Below are 13,638 nucleotides of genomic sequence, written 5' to 3'. Positions count from 1 at the left end.
ACGTGGGGACATGGCTAGTATGACTTTTTATCGATTGTTGGCGCTACCGGCCAGCCGCTCCAATAGCGCCTCGAATCCATAACAAGAGCGACATGTATGGCGACCTGCGGCGAAGTATTGGTCAACCTCCTGGAACGCTACGGCGTAGACCAGGTGTTCGGTATTCCCGGCGTGCACACCGTGGAGTTGTACCGTGGCCTGGCACGCTCGAGCATCCGCCACGTCACCCCGCGCCACGAACAGGGCGCAGGCTTCATGGCCGACGGCTATGCACGCACCCGCGGTAAACCTGGCGTGTGTTTCATCATCACCGGCCCCGGCATGACCAACATCACCACCGCCATGGGCCAGGCCTATGCCGACTCGATCCCGATGCTGGTGATTTCCAGTGTGCAATCGCGCAGCCAATTGGGTGGCGGGCGCGGCAAGCTGCATGAGCTGGCGAACCAGAGCGCGATGATCGCGGGCGTGGCGGCGTTCTCGCACACCTTGATGTCGGCGGCGGAGTTGCCTGGCGTGCTGGCGCGCGCGTTTGCGCTGTTCCAGGCCGGTCGACCGCGCCCGGTGCACATCGAGATCCCGCTGGATGTACTGGTCGAAAACGCCGATGCCCTGCTCGGCAGCGAGCCGGTCAGCGTGGCGCGCGCCGGTGCCGCGCCGGCGGCGGTGAAGCAGATGAGCCAGTGGCTGGCGGCAGCAAAACGCCCGCTGATCCTGGCCGGCGGCGGCGCCATCGAGGCGGCCGCCGAACTGACGCGCCTGGCCGAACGGCTGGGTGCACCGGTGGCCCTGACCATCAACGCCAAAGGCATGCTGCCGGCCGCGCACCCGTTGCTGATCGGCTCGACCCAGACGCTGGTCGCCACCCGCGCCCTGGTGGCCGAAGCCGATGTGGTGCTGGCCATCGGCACCGAGCTGGCGGAAACCGATTACGACGTGACCTTCGCCGGGGGTTTCGAGATTCCCGGCACGCTGCTGCGCATCGATATCGACCCCGACCAGACCGTGCGCAATTACCCGCCTCACGTCGCACTGGTGGCCGATGCGCAGATCGCAGCCCAAGCCTTGTTGGCCGCGCTGGACACCCAGGTATCGGGCGATCGCGCGCCCGATTGGGGCAGCGCACGCGTCGCACGTCTGTGGGCTGAATTGACGCCCACCTGGGACGCCGCTACCCGCGCGCAAACCCTGTTTCTCAACACCGTGCTGGCGCAACTGCCCGGCGCCGTGCTGGTGGGCGACTCCACCCAACCGGTGTACAGCGGCAACCTGACGCTGAACCTCGACCACCCACGCCGCTGGTTCAATTCCTCCACCGGCTACGGCACCTTGGGCTACGCCCTGCCCGCAGCGATTGGCGCCTGGCTGGGACGCGGCGACGGGCAACCGGTGGTGTGCCTGATCGGCGACGGTGGCCTGCAATTCAGCCTGCCGGAACTGGCCAGCGCGGTCGAGGCGCGCGTGCCGGTCATCGTGCTGCTGTGGAATAACCAGGGTTACGAGGAGATCAAGAAGTACATGCTCAACCGCGCCATCGAGCCGGTCGGTGTGGACATCTACACCCCGGACTTTATCGGTGTGGCCACAGCCTTGGGCTGCGCCGCCGAGAGCATTCAGGGTATCGCGCAGCTGCGCACGGCATTGCGCGCAGCCGCTGATCGCCAGGGACCGACGCTGATAGAAATCGACCAGGGACTGTGGATGCAGGAGGTAGCGGTATGAACGCAGTATTGGACGGTGTGTACATCGCGGGCGAATGGCGCGCAGGCCATGACGTTATCGAGGTGATCAACCCCGCCACCGAAGCCACCCTGGCCCACGTCAGCGTGGGCGACGCGAGCACCGTGGCCCACGCGGTGGCGGCGGCCAGCGCGGCGTTCATCGATTGGTCGAAAAGCACCGGCCGTGACCGCGGCGCCGTGCTGCGTAAGATCGCCCAGGGCGTGAGCGCCCAGCGCGACCAGCTGATGCAGTTGCAGTCGAGCAACAATGGCAAGCCGCTGTTTGAGGCCGGCATTGATGTGGACGATGTGATCGCCACCTTCGACTACTACGCCGGCATCTGCGACGACATGGACGCCGCGCAAGACCGCCCGGTGGCACTGCCCGGCGAGGACTTCAGCGCACGCCTGCGCCGTGAGCCCTGTGGTGTGGTCGGGCTGATTGTGCCGTGGAATTTCCCGATGGTGACCACCGCCTGGAAGCTCGCCCCGGCCCTGGCGGCCGGATGTTGCGTGGTGCTCAAGCCATCGGAAGTCACGCCGTTGGCGGAGTTGCTACTGGCGCAAATTATTGCCCAGGCAGGGCTGCCGGCGGGTGTGTTCAACCTGGTCTGCGGCACGGGCCTGGCGGTGGGCGCACCGCTGGCCGCAGACCGCCGCGTGGCGAAGATTTCCTTCACCGGCAGTAACGCCGTCGGCGTGCAAGTGATGCAGCGCGCGGCAGAAACCATCAAGGGTGTAAGCCTTGAGCTGGGTGGTAAATCGGCGTTGCTGGTGCTCGCGGACGCCGACCTTGACCTGGCGGTGGAGCTGGCCTGTGGGGGTGGCTTTTTCAACGCCGGGCAGATGTGTTCGGCCACCAGCCGCGTGCTGGTGGCTGACAGCCTGGCGGACGCGTTCCTGCAGCGTTTGCAGACACGGGCCGAGGGGATTCGCGTGGCAGACCCGTTTGCCGATGAGGTGCAAATGGGCGCGTTGATCAACCGTGCGCAGTATCAGCGAGTGCTGGGGCATATTCAGCGAGGCATCGCAGACGGCGCGCGTTTGCTGTGCGGTGGTGAACGACCGGCCGACCTGACAAAGGGCTATTTCATCCGCCCGACCGTGTTTACCGATGTGCCGTTGAACAGCGCGTTGTGGAACGAGGAGATCTTCGGCCCGGTGCTGTGTGTCCGACGTTTTACCACTGCCGAGGAAGCCATTGCCCTGGCCAATGACAGCGATTTCGGCCTGGTCGCCAGTGTGGTGAGCGCCGATGTCGACACCGCCGAACGCGTGGCCAACGCCTTGCAGGCCGGGCTTGTGTGGATCAACGCGCCGCAGGTGATCTTCCCGCAAACGGCGTGGGGTGGTTACAAGCAGAGCAGCATCGGCCGCGAGTTGGGCCCGTGGGGCTTGGCGGCGTTTCAGGAGATCAAACATGTGATCCGCGCCCTCTAGCGACGCAGGTCCCTCGTGGGAGCTGGCTTGCCTGCGATAGCGGTGTATCAGGCAGTCATTTCTGGACTGACCCACCGCCATCGCAGGCAAGCCAACTCCTACATGTTTGATCACCTGCAATTTTTAGATAGCCCCAACGATTTTCTGATTTGCTCCCCTCTCCCCTGCGTGGCCTGATTCGCCCTTGTCTCTTCAAGGTCCACCCATGGAAAACGTTCGCGCAACGCCCACCACCGCCGTCTGGCTGATGATCAGCGTCGTACTGGTTGCCCTTAACCTGCGCCCGTCGATGGCCGCCGTCGGTCCACTGTTGTCATCGATTCGCGGCGATGTGCCGTTGAGTTTCAGCAGCGCCGCGCTGCTGACCATGCTGCCGGTCATGGCCATGGGCCTGGCGATGTTCTTTGGCATGGGCCTGGGTAAACGCGTGGGCGAGCACCGCAGCATTGTGCTGTCACTGCTGGTGATTGGCTTGGCCACGCTGTCGCGGCTGTTTGTGGATTCGGCGTCGGCGTTGATCGTCAGCGCCATCACTGCCGGCGTCGGTATCGCGATGATCCAGGCGTTGATGCCGGCGCTGATCAAGACGCGCTTCAGCGCCAACGTCTCGCTGTTCATGGGCCTGTACGTCACCGCCATCATGGGGGGCGCGGCACTGGCCGCTTCGTTCGCGCCGCTCGTGCAGGTGCAGACCGGCAGCTGGCGTATCGGCCTGGCCATCTGGGCAGCGCTTGCGCTATTGGCGCTGGTGTTCTGGTACGCCCAGCGTTCGGCAATGCCGCCACTGCCCCAGGCCGGTGCCGGCGCGCAGGAATCGTTTTTCGGCAATCGTCGCGCATGGTTGTTGGCGATTTTTTTCGGCCTCGGCACCGCCGCCTACACCTGCGTGCTGGCGTGGCTGGCGCCGTACTACGTGGAGCAAGGCTGGAGCGAACAACAGGCCGGCCTACTGCTGGGGTTCTTGACCGCCATGGAAGTCGTGTCCGGCCTGATCACCCCGGCCATCGCCAACCGCCGTGAGGATAAACGCGGGGTAGTTGCGGTGTTGCTGGTGCTGATCATCTGCGGTTTTTGCGGCCTTATTCTCAGCCCTCAATACCTGAGCCTGCTGTGGCCTTGCCTGCTGGGCCTGGGCATTGGCGGTCTGTTTCCGATGAGCCTGATCCTGTCCCTCGACCACTTGGACAACCCGCGCCGCGCCGGCGGCCTGACTGCGTTTGTACAAGGCATCGGCTACCTGATTGCTGGCCTGTCGCCACTTATTGCCGGGATGATCCGCGACCAACTCGGCAGCTTCGAATGGGCCTGGTGGTCACTGACCGCCGTGATTGGGGTAATGCTGCTGATCGTCACGCGTTTCAATCCGAAGCATTACGCACGACATATCCGCTGACGTCGTATTGCCAACATTTTTTGTCCCACACCAAACATAGAAACGCCCTACAGAGCTTTCTAATGGCACGACCGTTCCGTTAAGCTTTTGCCCTTGTCGCGCGCTGCCTCAGTGCCAAGGCTTACCGGATGGAACGGATGCTAAACAGTAATTTGCTCAGAAAGCTCGATATGCAGGACTTGATGGTGTTTATCGCCGTCTACGACCAGAGCAGCGTTACCGAGGTGTCTGAAACGCTGTTCGTCAGCCAGTCCACTGTGAGTTACAGCCTGAAGAAACTGCGCACCAGTTTTGAGGATGAGCTGTTTATCAACACGCGGGCAGGCATGCGGCCTACGTACAAAGCCACGACCATGTACGGGCATGTGCAGAAGATCCTCGAGAGCATCAACCTGTGCCACGCCGGCGGCCAGACCTTCGACCCGACGCAGAAGGCCGTGACCTTCAACGTGTGCGCGCCGGAGTACTTTGAGCAACTGATCCTGCCGCGCCTGTTGAAGAACTTCGACCGCGCCGACCTGCCAGTGATCGTCAATGTGCAAAAGCTGGAAACCGAGATTCCCGCCGAGGACTTGCGCGAAGGTCGCCTCGACCTGGTGATTTGTTTCGGCCCGAACTTTCACCGCGCCCACAAAGACTTCAAGGTCCAGATGCTGCTGGAAGATGACTTGGTGTGTGTGTTCGATAAACGCGCGACCCCGCGCGAGCCGGCGTTCAGCCTGCAATCCTTCGTGGAGCGGCGGCACGTGTTTCCCACGCCCTGGAGCTCCCACACCAACATGATCGACGGCTGGCTGGCACGCCAGGCCCACACGCGCCAAGTGGTCGCCAGGGCCAACAGTTACAGCGCCGCGTTGAAGATGATCACCGGCACCGACTTCATCGTCACTCTGCCGCGCCGTGTGCAAAAGCTCTTGGCGCCCGCCAGCGTGTTTGGCCATTGCGAGGCGCCCAACGGGCTGCCGGGCTTCACCCTGGACATGCAGTGGAACGAAACCAGCGGCCAGGACAGTGCCAATACCTGGTTTCGTGAGCAAGTGGTGAAGGTGTGCGCCGATCAGGGGTTGTTGTAGCCCTCAGCCAATCGCGACTTTGCTGTAGGAATCGCGATCCATGTCGACCAGCAGGACGCTGAGTTGAACCTGAATATTCGCTGGCCATTCGCCCTGGTCCTGCAACGCCGCCAACAGGCTTTCCGACAATTGCTTCTTGACCTGCGGCGAGCGCCCGCTGAGCAGTGACAGCTTCAGCGCAATAAACCCTCGTGGGTTGAGTGAGGTGCCGACCTGGAACGTCTCAACCTTGACGGCGCGGCTTTTGATATCGAACTCGGAACCGAACTGCCCGGACGCCATCAGCACATTGTTGAGCCGCAACAGGGTTTTCTCGACGGCCAGGCCGGTCAGATTGGCGGTGTATTCCAGGTGCAGGTGCGGCATGAAAAGCTCCGAATAGTTGTAGGAAAAAGAGCGATACATATAGCACGCAGCCGAACCGAATCAGAACGCTTTCAGTGTGAAACTTCGTTCAGGCTGCGCAGCGCACGGTTTTCCCAAACGGCCACGATCACCAACACCGCCGTGGTCAGCGCGCCCAGCACCAAGGCCGAAAACACCTGCTGCAACCCAAGCGGCAACACCACCAGCAACATCAGCAACCCGCCGAGGTGCGACAGCGGTGGCAATGACCGGTCACTCATTACCCACTTGAACAAGGCGCTGCCCACTAGAAACAACCATGGACCGGCGATGATCGCCACCACGCCGGCCTGGCTGGCATGGCCCGGATGCACCAGCACCAGTTCGTCGGCCACCGCGCTGACAATGATGCCGGCGACGATCAACACGTGCAGGTAGGTATAGGCAATCCGCGCCTGGCGGCCCGGGTCGGCAGAGCTGGCAATCCGGTGATGGGCGCGCTCGGCACCGCTATCGAAATAGATCCACCACAGCGCAATGCTGCCCACCACCGCCACCAGGAATGCGCCCAGGCCTTCTACGCTCCAGGGCAATTCGGCAAAGGTGGCGCCGGTCACCAGCAATGATTCGCCAAGGGCAATGATCACAAACAGGCCGCAGCGCTCGGCCATGTGGTTGCCTTCGACGTTCCAGTCCGCCAGGGTCGAACGCCCCAGGCCCGGTACCCAGAAATACACCGACGGCGATATCAGTTCGATCAACAGCGCCAGCGCCCAGAAAGCCAGGCGCTGTTGACCTTCGAGCAGGCTGCCGGTGATCCAGAACACGCCGGAACACAGCATCCACGCCAGGATTCGCTGAAAATTGCGAATCATGTTCAGCGACTCGCCACGCACTGCCCACAATGCAAACAGCGTGCGTCCTACCTGCATGAATACGTAGGCGCCGGCAAACAGTACACCTCGGTCGGTAAAAGCCTTGGGGATCGAGGAAGACAACAGCAGACCGGCCACCATCAAGCCGAACAGGCCGAGGCGGATCGGGATTTTTTCTGGATCGAGCCAGTTGGTGATCCACGACGTGAAGATCCACACCCACCACACCGCAACCATCATCAGCGCCACCTGCACCGCCCCGTCCAGGGTCAGATGCGCCAACAGCGAATGGGACAATTGGGTCACGGCGAACACGAACACCAAGTCGAAAAACAGCTCGACCATGCCGACTTTGCCACTGTCATGACTGCCGCGCCCACGCAGCAAGGAACGGGATGGAATCATCGGTGGCACTCCCTGAAGGGGCTATCTCAAGATTTTGTCGCCAGCACCGGCAGCATGTCGCGCTCGCTCATGAACGCTTCCAGCCGCGAGCGCATCCAGCGTTCCGCCGGGTCGGTGTCGACGTGGCTGAGCCAGACCATGGACAAGTCCAGGGTCGGGGTTTCGAACGGAAACGGTTCGCAGAACAGGTTGCCGCCAGCGGCCATGGCCTGGGCGGTGTAGTCCGGCAAGCTGGCGATCATGTCAGTGCCGGCGAGCAGTGCCGGCAGCGCACTGTATTGCGGCACCGACAGCACCACATGGCGCTTGCGGCCAATTTCGGCCAGCCATTCATCGGCAAACCCGGACACGTTGGCGGTGTGGGACACCAGCACATGAGGGCGTGCGCAATATTCGTCGAGGGTCAGCGGTTTATCCGAGGCGTCGGCGCGCAGCAGGCAGGGGCGGATATGCCGCAGCAGTTTACGTTTGGCATTCGCCGGCAGGCCGCGGGTCTGGGTGATGCCGACGGTGATATCGCCGGACGCCAGCAGGTCAGGGATGCGCCAGTAATCCACATGCTGCACCACAAACACCACCAACGGCGCTTCCTGGCGCAACGCCCGCAGCAAGGGCGGCAGCAGGCCGAACTCGACGTCGTCGGACAAACCGATGCGAAAGGTCATGGTGCTCTGGGTGGGATCGAAATCGTGGGTCAGGCTCAGGGCCGACGACAGTGAATCCAGGGCCGGCGACAGGTGCTGAATGATCTCCTCGGCGCGCGCGGTGGGTTCCATACGGTGGCCGACGCGAATAAACAGCGGGTCATTGAACAATGTGCGCAAACGGTTGAGGGCCGAACTGATGGTCGGTTGACCGAGAAACAGCTTCTCCGCCACCCGCGTGACATTGCGCTCGAGCATCAGTGCTTCGAAGACCACCATCAGGTTGATGTCGGCCTTGCGTAATTCATTGCGATTCATCGGCACCTGCCCCTTTCCCCAAGACAAGCCGCAGTTTAGAAAGCCCGTGGGGCTGCGTCTATGTGAACACTGTTCATCGGACGGCTTTGGGATTATAAATCAGCGCTTGAAGGCCACAGGAACACCATCGTGCTGTTCATTATTGCCTCGGCCATTGTGGTGGCCGGGTTCTGCCTCTGGGTAGTCAAGGGGATCGCCAACCCCACGGTGAGAACGCTGACGCGGGTGTTTGTCGGCCTGTGCCTGGCAACCGTGATCGCGTTTGTGGTGTTGGCGTGGGGGGTTCCCGTCTCCGTGCTGCTGTCATGAGGCATTTCATTCATCCACTCTTTCAGCAAGGACCGCCTGATCGTGAAATTTGCCTACACCATCATCTATGTACCCGACGTTGCCGCCTCTCTGATGTTTTTCGAGAAGGCCTTCGGCTTCAGTCGCCGTTTCCTGCATGAATCCGGCACTTACGGCGAGCTTGAAACCGGCGACACCACGCTCTCGTTTGCGGCGCATGAGTTGGGCGAATTGAATTTCGACGGGGGCCATGTCCAGGCGCATGCCTCTAAAAGGCCGCTGGGGATGGAGGTCGGGTTCATGACCGAAGACGTGTTCGTCGCCCATGCCAAAGCGCTGGCCCACGGCGCGACGGAACTGGCGCCACCCGCCACCAAGCCTTGGGGCCAGGTGGTGTCGTATGTGCGCTGCCCGGATGGCACGCTGGTGGAATTGTGCACGCCAATCGTAGGCTGAACGTGGCGCCGATGTAGGAGCGGGCCTGCTCGCGAAGGCGGTGAATCAGTGAGCCTGTTGGTTACTGACACATTGCCTTCGCGAGCAAGCCCGCTCCCACGCTTCTGCGTCCGCTCATTATTTCAGGGCTTGAGCGGCCGCTCCTGATCTCGCTCGGAAAGCTCCGTACCATCGTCCGGATGCTTCCAGGTCTGCGGCTTTTCCTCTTCAGGCTGCCGCCGAGGTTGCTCATGCGCGTGCTCATCCCGGTGCTCGTGTTTGTCGGCCATTGCCACCTCCCATCCGTAAGAATTGGTCACAGCTTCAAGCATAGAACAGTGGCGAGATTTTGGACGCTAGCAGCGATTGATAGCCAGGACGCATCAATGCATCCAAATTACTCACTTATCATTTCTAAATGTGTCAGCCACTATCCGCGGTCTTAAGCGAAACAAGCACTTTAAAAAGAACGCTGGAGACACAAAACCATGACTAGCCCTTCCCGGCCCGACTCTGCCCGCTCGAAAGTTGGTGCGGTATTCCGCGTTACTTCGGGCAACTTCCTCGAACAGTTCGACTTCTTTCTGTTCGGCTTCTACGCCACCTACATCGCCGCCGCGTTCTTCCCCGCCGCTAATGAGTTTGCGTCATTAATGATGACCTTCGCCGTGTTCGGCGCGGGCTTCCTGATGCGACCGTTGGGCGCGATCATTCTGGGCGCCTATATCGATGACGTCGGTCGCCGCAAAGGGTTGATCGTGACCCTGTCGATCATGGCCAGCGGTACGCTGTTGATCGTGTTGGTGCCGGGTTACCAAACCATCGGCCTGTGGGCGCCGTTGCTGGTGCTGTTGGGTCGCTTGCTGCAAGGCTTCTCTGCCGGTGCGGAGCTGGGCGGCGTGTCGGTTTACCTTTCCGAAATGGCCACCCCGGGCCGCAAAGGGTTCTACACCAGCTGGCAGTCGGGCAGCCAACAGATTTCCATCGTGGTCGCCGCCGCATTGGGTTACGGCCTGAACGTGTGGATGCAACCGGCCGTGGTTGCCGATTGGGGCTGGCGTATTCCGTTTGCCATCGGCTGCGTGATTATCCCGTTCATCTTTTTGCTGCGTCGTAACCTGCAGGAAACCGAAGAGTTCGCCAACCGCAAGCATCGCCCGACCATGCGCGAAGTGCTGGCGACCCTGGTGAAGAACTGGACCGTGGTGATCGGCGGCATGCTGATGGTGGCGATGACCACCACCGCGTTCTACCTGATTACCGTGTACGCCCCGACCTTCGGCAAGACCGTGCTGCAACTGAGCACCTCCGACGCCCTGCTGGTGACCTTGCTGGTGGCCGTGTCGAACTTTGTCTGGCTGCCGATCGGCGGCACCCTGAGTGACCGTTTCGGCCGCAAGCCGGTGCTGGTGGCGATGACCGTGCTGACCGTGATCACCGCTTACCCGGCACTGTCGTTTGTGGTCAACGCACCAAGTTTTGGCCACATGCTGGAAACCCTGCTGTGGTTCTCGTTCCTGTACGGCATGTACAACGGCGCGATGATCCCGGCGCTGACCGAAATCATGCCGGTGGAAGTGCGCGTGGCGGGCTTCTCGCTGGCCTATAGCCTGGCGACAGCGATCTTTGGCGGTTTCACGCCGGCGATCTCCACCTGGTTCATTCACATCACCGAAGACAAGGCCTCGCCGGCCTACTGGATGATGTTTGCCGCGTTGTGCGCGCTGTGCTCGACCCTCGCGTTGTACCGCCGCGCCAATACCCGCGGGCAGGTGATGCAGGGGGCCGCATGATCAAGCCGCTGTGCAAAACCCTGACCGCCCTGGCCCTCGGCGCTTTGGCGCTGACGGCCCAGGCCGAAGAACTCAAGGTGATGACCTCCGGTGGCTTCACCGCCGCCTATAAACTGCTGGGCCCGCAGTACGCCCAGCAAAGCGGCGACACCCTCGACACCATTCTCGGCCCGTCCATGGGCAAGGCGCCGGAAGCGATTCCCAACCGCCTGGCCCGTGGCGAACACGCCGACGTGGTGATCATGGTGGGCTATGCCCTGGATGACTTGATCAAGCAGGGCAAGGTCGACAAGGCGTCGCGGGTGGAGCTGGCCGATTCGCGCATCGGCCTGGTGGTCAGGCAAGGCGCCGCGAAGCCGGCGATTGGCACTGATGCCGAGTTGAAAGCGGTGCTGAGCCAGGCCAAATCCGTGGCGTATTCGGACAGCGCCAGCGGTGTGTATGTCGAGAAGGAGCTGTTCAAAAAGCTCGGCATGCCCGCCAAGGGCAAGATGATCGAGCGCATCCCGGTGGCTTCGGTGGTCGCCAAGGGTGAATACGAGGTGGGCCTGCAGCAGGTGGCGGAATTGCTGCCGGTGCCGGGCGTGACTTACGTCGGCAAGATCCCGGAAGACGTGCAATCGGTGACGCGCTTTGCGGCGGGCATTCCGGTCAACGCCCAACATCCGGCGCAGGCCAAGGCACTGTTGCAGTACCTGGCCTCGCCCGAGGCGCAACCGCTGGTGCAATCCACCGGGTTGGACTCGGTATCACACTGACCGAAACGGCATCTCCCGCACCAACCGTTCCAGTTCCAGCGCCGCCGGCGGCAACGTCCGCCCGCGGCGCTTGATCAAGCCCACATTGCGCATCACCTGCGGTTCTACCAGCGGCACGCTTACCAGAATCGGGTGCGTGCCCGCCGGCATCGCAATCGACGGCACCATCGCCACGCCCAGCCCTGCCTCCACCAAGCCGATCATCGTGGTCACGTGGTGGGTCTCGCAAATACTCGGTTTTTTCACCCGCACCCCACGCAGCGCCTGGTCCAGCAGGAAGCGGTTGCCCGAGGTTTTGTCCACGGTGATGTAATCGTGCTCGTAGGCCTCGGCCCAGGTCACGCTCTCGCGCTCGGCCAACGGATGATCACGCCGACAGGCCAGGACGTAGCGCTCCTGCAATAACAGTTCAAATTCCACTTCGTCGGCCAGGCTGCCACTGAAACTCACGCCAAAATCCGCCTCGCCACTTTCTACCGCGTTGCACACCTCGCCGGCGCTGGCGTCCAGTACGCGCAGGCGAATCTTGGGGTACAGCTTGTGGAATTCGGAGATCACGTGGGGCATGAAGTAGTAAGCGGTGGACGGCACGCAGGCAATGGTCACGTTGCCCATGCGCGTGGACGCCACGTTACTGATGCCCATCAAGGCGACATCGAGGTCGTCGAGCATGCGCTCCACTTGCGGCAAGAATGCCCGACCGACCATGGTCAGGCTGACCCGCCGCGTGGTGCGTTCGAACAACTTCACCTCGAGGGCGGACTCGAGCTTTTCGATGCGCCGGCTCAGCGCCGGCTGCGAGATGCGGATGGCTTCGGCGGCGCCGCGAAAACTGCCCTTGTCTACCACGGCGCGAAAAGCCTGGAGGTCGTTGAGGTCGAAGTTGATGATCACGGGATGGGCCAGGGTGGTCGATTTGGGGGGCATTATCGTATGGGCAGTGGTGGCGCGCCATGTGTGCCTGCACGGGTTTGGATTGATAACCCGGCGACAACGATGAAGCCGGCGCTATCAGCGCGTCAGGTGCGCCCGCACCGCGACTACCTGCAACCTTAGCGGCGTACCCTGCCATCTTCGCGCTTCATCGCATTTACGGTGGATAAATCCAGTGAAGCGGGTGTCGATACAGGCAGTCTTCAAGCGAGGGCAGCGTTGACGCCGCTGATCGGCTTGAGTAGCAGAGACGAAAGTGAGCAATACGGCCGGATTTGAACACGAAAATTCCACGAAACAATTCAAAAAACCCCAACTTAGTATAAATTGCACCGCAACAACTAAAGCCGTTCAAGGAGACTCTCGTGGCAACTCTTCAAGCTCATACAATCCAGGCGCTGCAAACCCAACGCCCTGCCCTGCTGACCGAATGGATTACGAGCCTCGAGGCTTCGGGAGCCACACGAAACGTCAAGGGTGATGACGTCAAACAGCAAGCGGGCGACTTCCTTAATTTGCTGATCGACGCGCTTCTGCAAGGCGGCTCACAGCAGGTAAGCCATGAAAACTGGGCCGAAACCCGGGTCTTCCTGGAAAAGCTGTCGCACAGCCGTGCCTTGATCGGCCAAGACTCGCAACAGACTGCCAGCTTCATTTTCGCCCTTAAAGGCCCAGTGTTCAGCCTGCTGCAACGTGAGTACGCCGAACAACCGGCGCAACTGGCCGAGCAACTGTGGGAAGTGTCCGAACTGCTCGATTCGCTGGGCATGCACACCATCCGCACCTTCCAGAAGTCCCGTGAGTCGGTCATCAAACGCCAGCAGGAAGAATTGCTGGAGTTGTCCACCCCCGTAGTGAAGCTGTGGGACGGCGTGCTGGCCCTGCCGATGATTGGCACCCTGGACTCGCAACGCACCCAGGTGGTCATGGAGTCCCTGCTGCAACGCATCGTCGACACCGGCTCGGAAATCGCCATTATCGACATCACCGGCGTGCCGACCGTCGACACCCTGGTGGCCCAGCACTTGCTGAAAACCGTCACCGCCATCCGCCTGATGGGTGCCGATTGCATCATCAGCGGCGTACGCCCACAAATTGCCCAGACCATCGTGCACCTGGGCCTTGACCTGCAAGGCGTGGTGACCAAAGCCAACTTGGCGGATGCCCTGGCGCTGGCCCTCAAACGCCTGGGCGTCACCATCAGCAAGGCTGTCTAA

At 61.7% G+C, this 13,638-nt stretch carries 14 protein-coding genes; 9 read left to right on the top strand and 5 right to left on the bottom strand.

The window, feature by feature from the left end; translation table 11 throughout:
• The first annotated feature begins 96 nt into the window (after positions 1-96).
• The 4 genes from AACV02_RS09265 (at position 97) to AACV02_RS09250 (ending at position 5,627) form a co-directional block, all read left to right on the top strand.
• Entirely contained in the window at positions 97-1,722 is a 1,626-nt protein-coding gene (locus AACV02_RS09265; RefSeq protein WP_119739123.1) for a 5-guanidino-2-oxopentanoate decarboxylase, read from the top strand.
• Positions 1,719-3,161: an aldehyde dehydrogenase family protein gene (locus AACV02_RS09260; RefSeq protein ID WP_119739120.1), complete on the top strand. Its 1,443-nt coding sequence runs from the start codon at positions 1,719-1,721 to the stop codon at positions 3,159-3,161. The genes AACV02_RS09265 and AACV02_RS09260 overlap by 4 nt, the downstream gene beginning before the upstream one ends.
• Before the next feature lie 205 nt (positions 3,162-3,366).
• The gene (locus AACV02_RS09255) at positions 3,367-4,554 is read left to right on the top strand and encodes a cyanate transporter (RefSeq protein WP_119739118.1); all 1,188 of its coding nucleotides are present in this window, start codon (positions 3,367-3,369) and stop codon (positions 4,552-4,554) included.
• Between the two features lie 137 nt (positions 4,555-4,691).
• The gene (locus AACV02_RS09250) at positions 4,692-5,627 is read left to right on the top strand and encodes a LysR family transcriptional regulator (protein ID WP_119740780.1); all 936 of its coding nucleotides are present in this window, start codon (positions 4,692-4,694) and stop codon (positions 5,625-5,627) included.
• Positions 5,628-5,630: 3 nt separating this feature from the next.
• Here AACV02_RS09250 and AACV02_RS09245 read toward each other — a convergent pair whose 3' ends face one another.
• The 3 genes from AACV02_RS09245 to AACV02_RS09235 form a co-directional block, all read right to left on the bottom strand.
• Positions 5,631-5,993 carry a 5-carboxymethyl-2-hydroxymuconate Delta-isomerase gene (locus tag AACV02_RS09245; protein ID WP_106577293.1) on the bottom strand — a complete coding sequence of 121 codons (363 nt, stop codon included), beginning with the start codon at positions 5,991-5,993 and terminating at the stop codon, positions 5,631-5,633.
• A gap of 71 nt (positions 5,994-6,064) precedes the next feature.
• Positions 6,065-7,252, bottom strand: coding sequence for a low temperature requirement protein A (locus tag AACV02_RS09240; RefSeq protein WP_119739116.1), 1,188 nt, complete (start codon positions 7,250-7,252; stop codon positions 6,065-6,067).
• 26 nt (positions 7,253-7,278) lie between these two features.
• On the bottom strand, positions 7,279-8,214 hold the full coding sequence (locus tag AACV02_RS09235) for a LysR substrate-binding domain-containing protein (protein WP_106576984.1): 936 nt from the start codon (positions 8,212-8,214) through the stop codon (positions 7,279-7,281).
• A 129-nt stretch (positions 8,215-8,343) separates the two neighbouring features.
• Here AACV02_RS09235 and AACV02_RS09230 point away from each other — a divergent pair, with 129 nt between their 5' ends.
• Positions 8,344-8,523: a hypothetical protein gene (locus tag AACV02_RS09230; RefSeq protein WP_119739114.1), complete on the top strand. Its 180-nt coding sequence runs from the start codon at positions 8,344-8,346 to the stop codon at positions 8,521-8,523.
• A 42-nt stretch (positions 8,524-8,565) separates the two neighbouring features.
• Positions 8,566-8,958: a VOC family protein gene (locus tag AACV02_RS09225; RefSeq protein ID WP_106576986.1), complete on the top strand. Its 393-nt coding sequence runs from the start codon at positions 8,566-8,568 to the stop codon at positions 8,956-8,958.
• Positions 8,959-9,080: 122 nt separating this feature from the next.
• On the opposite strand, the gene AACV02_RS09220 is transcribed toward AACV02_RS09225, so the two are convergent.
• Positions 9,081-9,227: a hypothetical protein gene (locus AACV02_RS09220; RefSeq protein ID WP_164487912.1), complete on the bottom strand. Its 147-nt coding sequence runs from the start codon at positions 9,225-9,227 to the stop codon at positions 9,081-9,083.
• A 198-nt stretch (positions 9,228-9,425) separates the two neighbouring features.
• On the opposite strand from AACV02_RS09220, the gene AACV02_RS09215 reads away from it, so the two are divergent.
• A complete protein-coding gene (locus AACV02_RS09215; RefSeq protein ID WP_106576988.1) occupies positions 9,426-10,730 on the top strand; it encodes an MFS transporter in 1,305 nt (434 codons plus the stop codon).
• The gene (locus AACV02_RS09210; RefSeq protein WP_119740778.1) at positions 10,730-11,488 is read left to right on the top strand and encodes a substrate-binding domain-containing protein; all 759 of its coding nucleotides are present in this window, start codon (positions 10,730-10,732) and stop codon (positions 11,486-11,488) included. The genes AACV02_RS09215 and AACV02_RS09210 overlap by 1 nt, the downstream gene beginning before the upstream one ends.
• Here AACV02_RS09210 and AACV02_RS09205 read toward each other — a convergent pair.
• Positions 11,480-12,382, bottom strand: coding sequence for a LysR family transcriptional regulator (locus AACV02_RS09205; protein WP_106577295.1), 903 nt, complete (start codon positions 12,380-12,382; stop codon positions 11,480-11,482). The two genes, AACV02_RS09210 and AACV02_RS09205, sit on opposite strands and share 9 nt — an antisense overlap.
• Before the next feature lie 404 nt (positions 12,383-12,786).
• Between AACV02_RS09205 and AACV02_RS09200 the strand changes: the two genes are divergently transcribed.
• Positions 12,787-13,638 carry an STAS domain-containing protein gene (locus AACV02_RS09200; protein WP_119739112.1) on the top strand — a complete coding sequence of 284 codons (852 nt, stop codon included), beginning with the start codon at positions 12,787-12,789 and terminating at the stop codon, positions 13,636-13,638.

The organism is Pseudomonas sp. Larv2_ips, assembly GCF_963879675.1.
Lineage (GTDB): Bacteria > Pseudomonadota > Gammaproteobacteria > Pseudomonadales > Pseudomonadaceae > Aquipseudomonas.
This window is presented reverse-complemented; position numbering and strand designations above follow the sequence as displayed.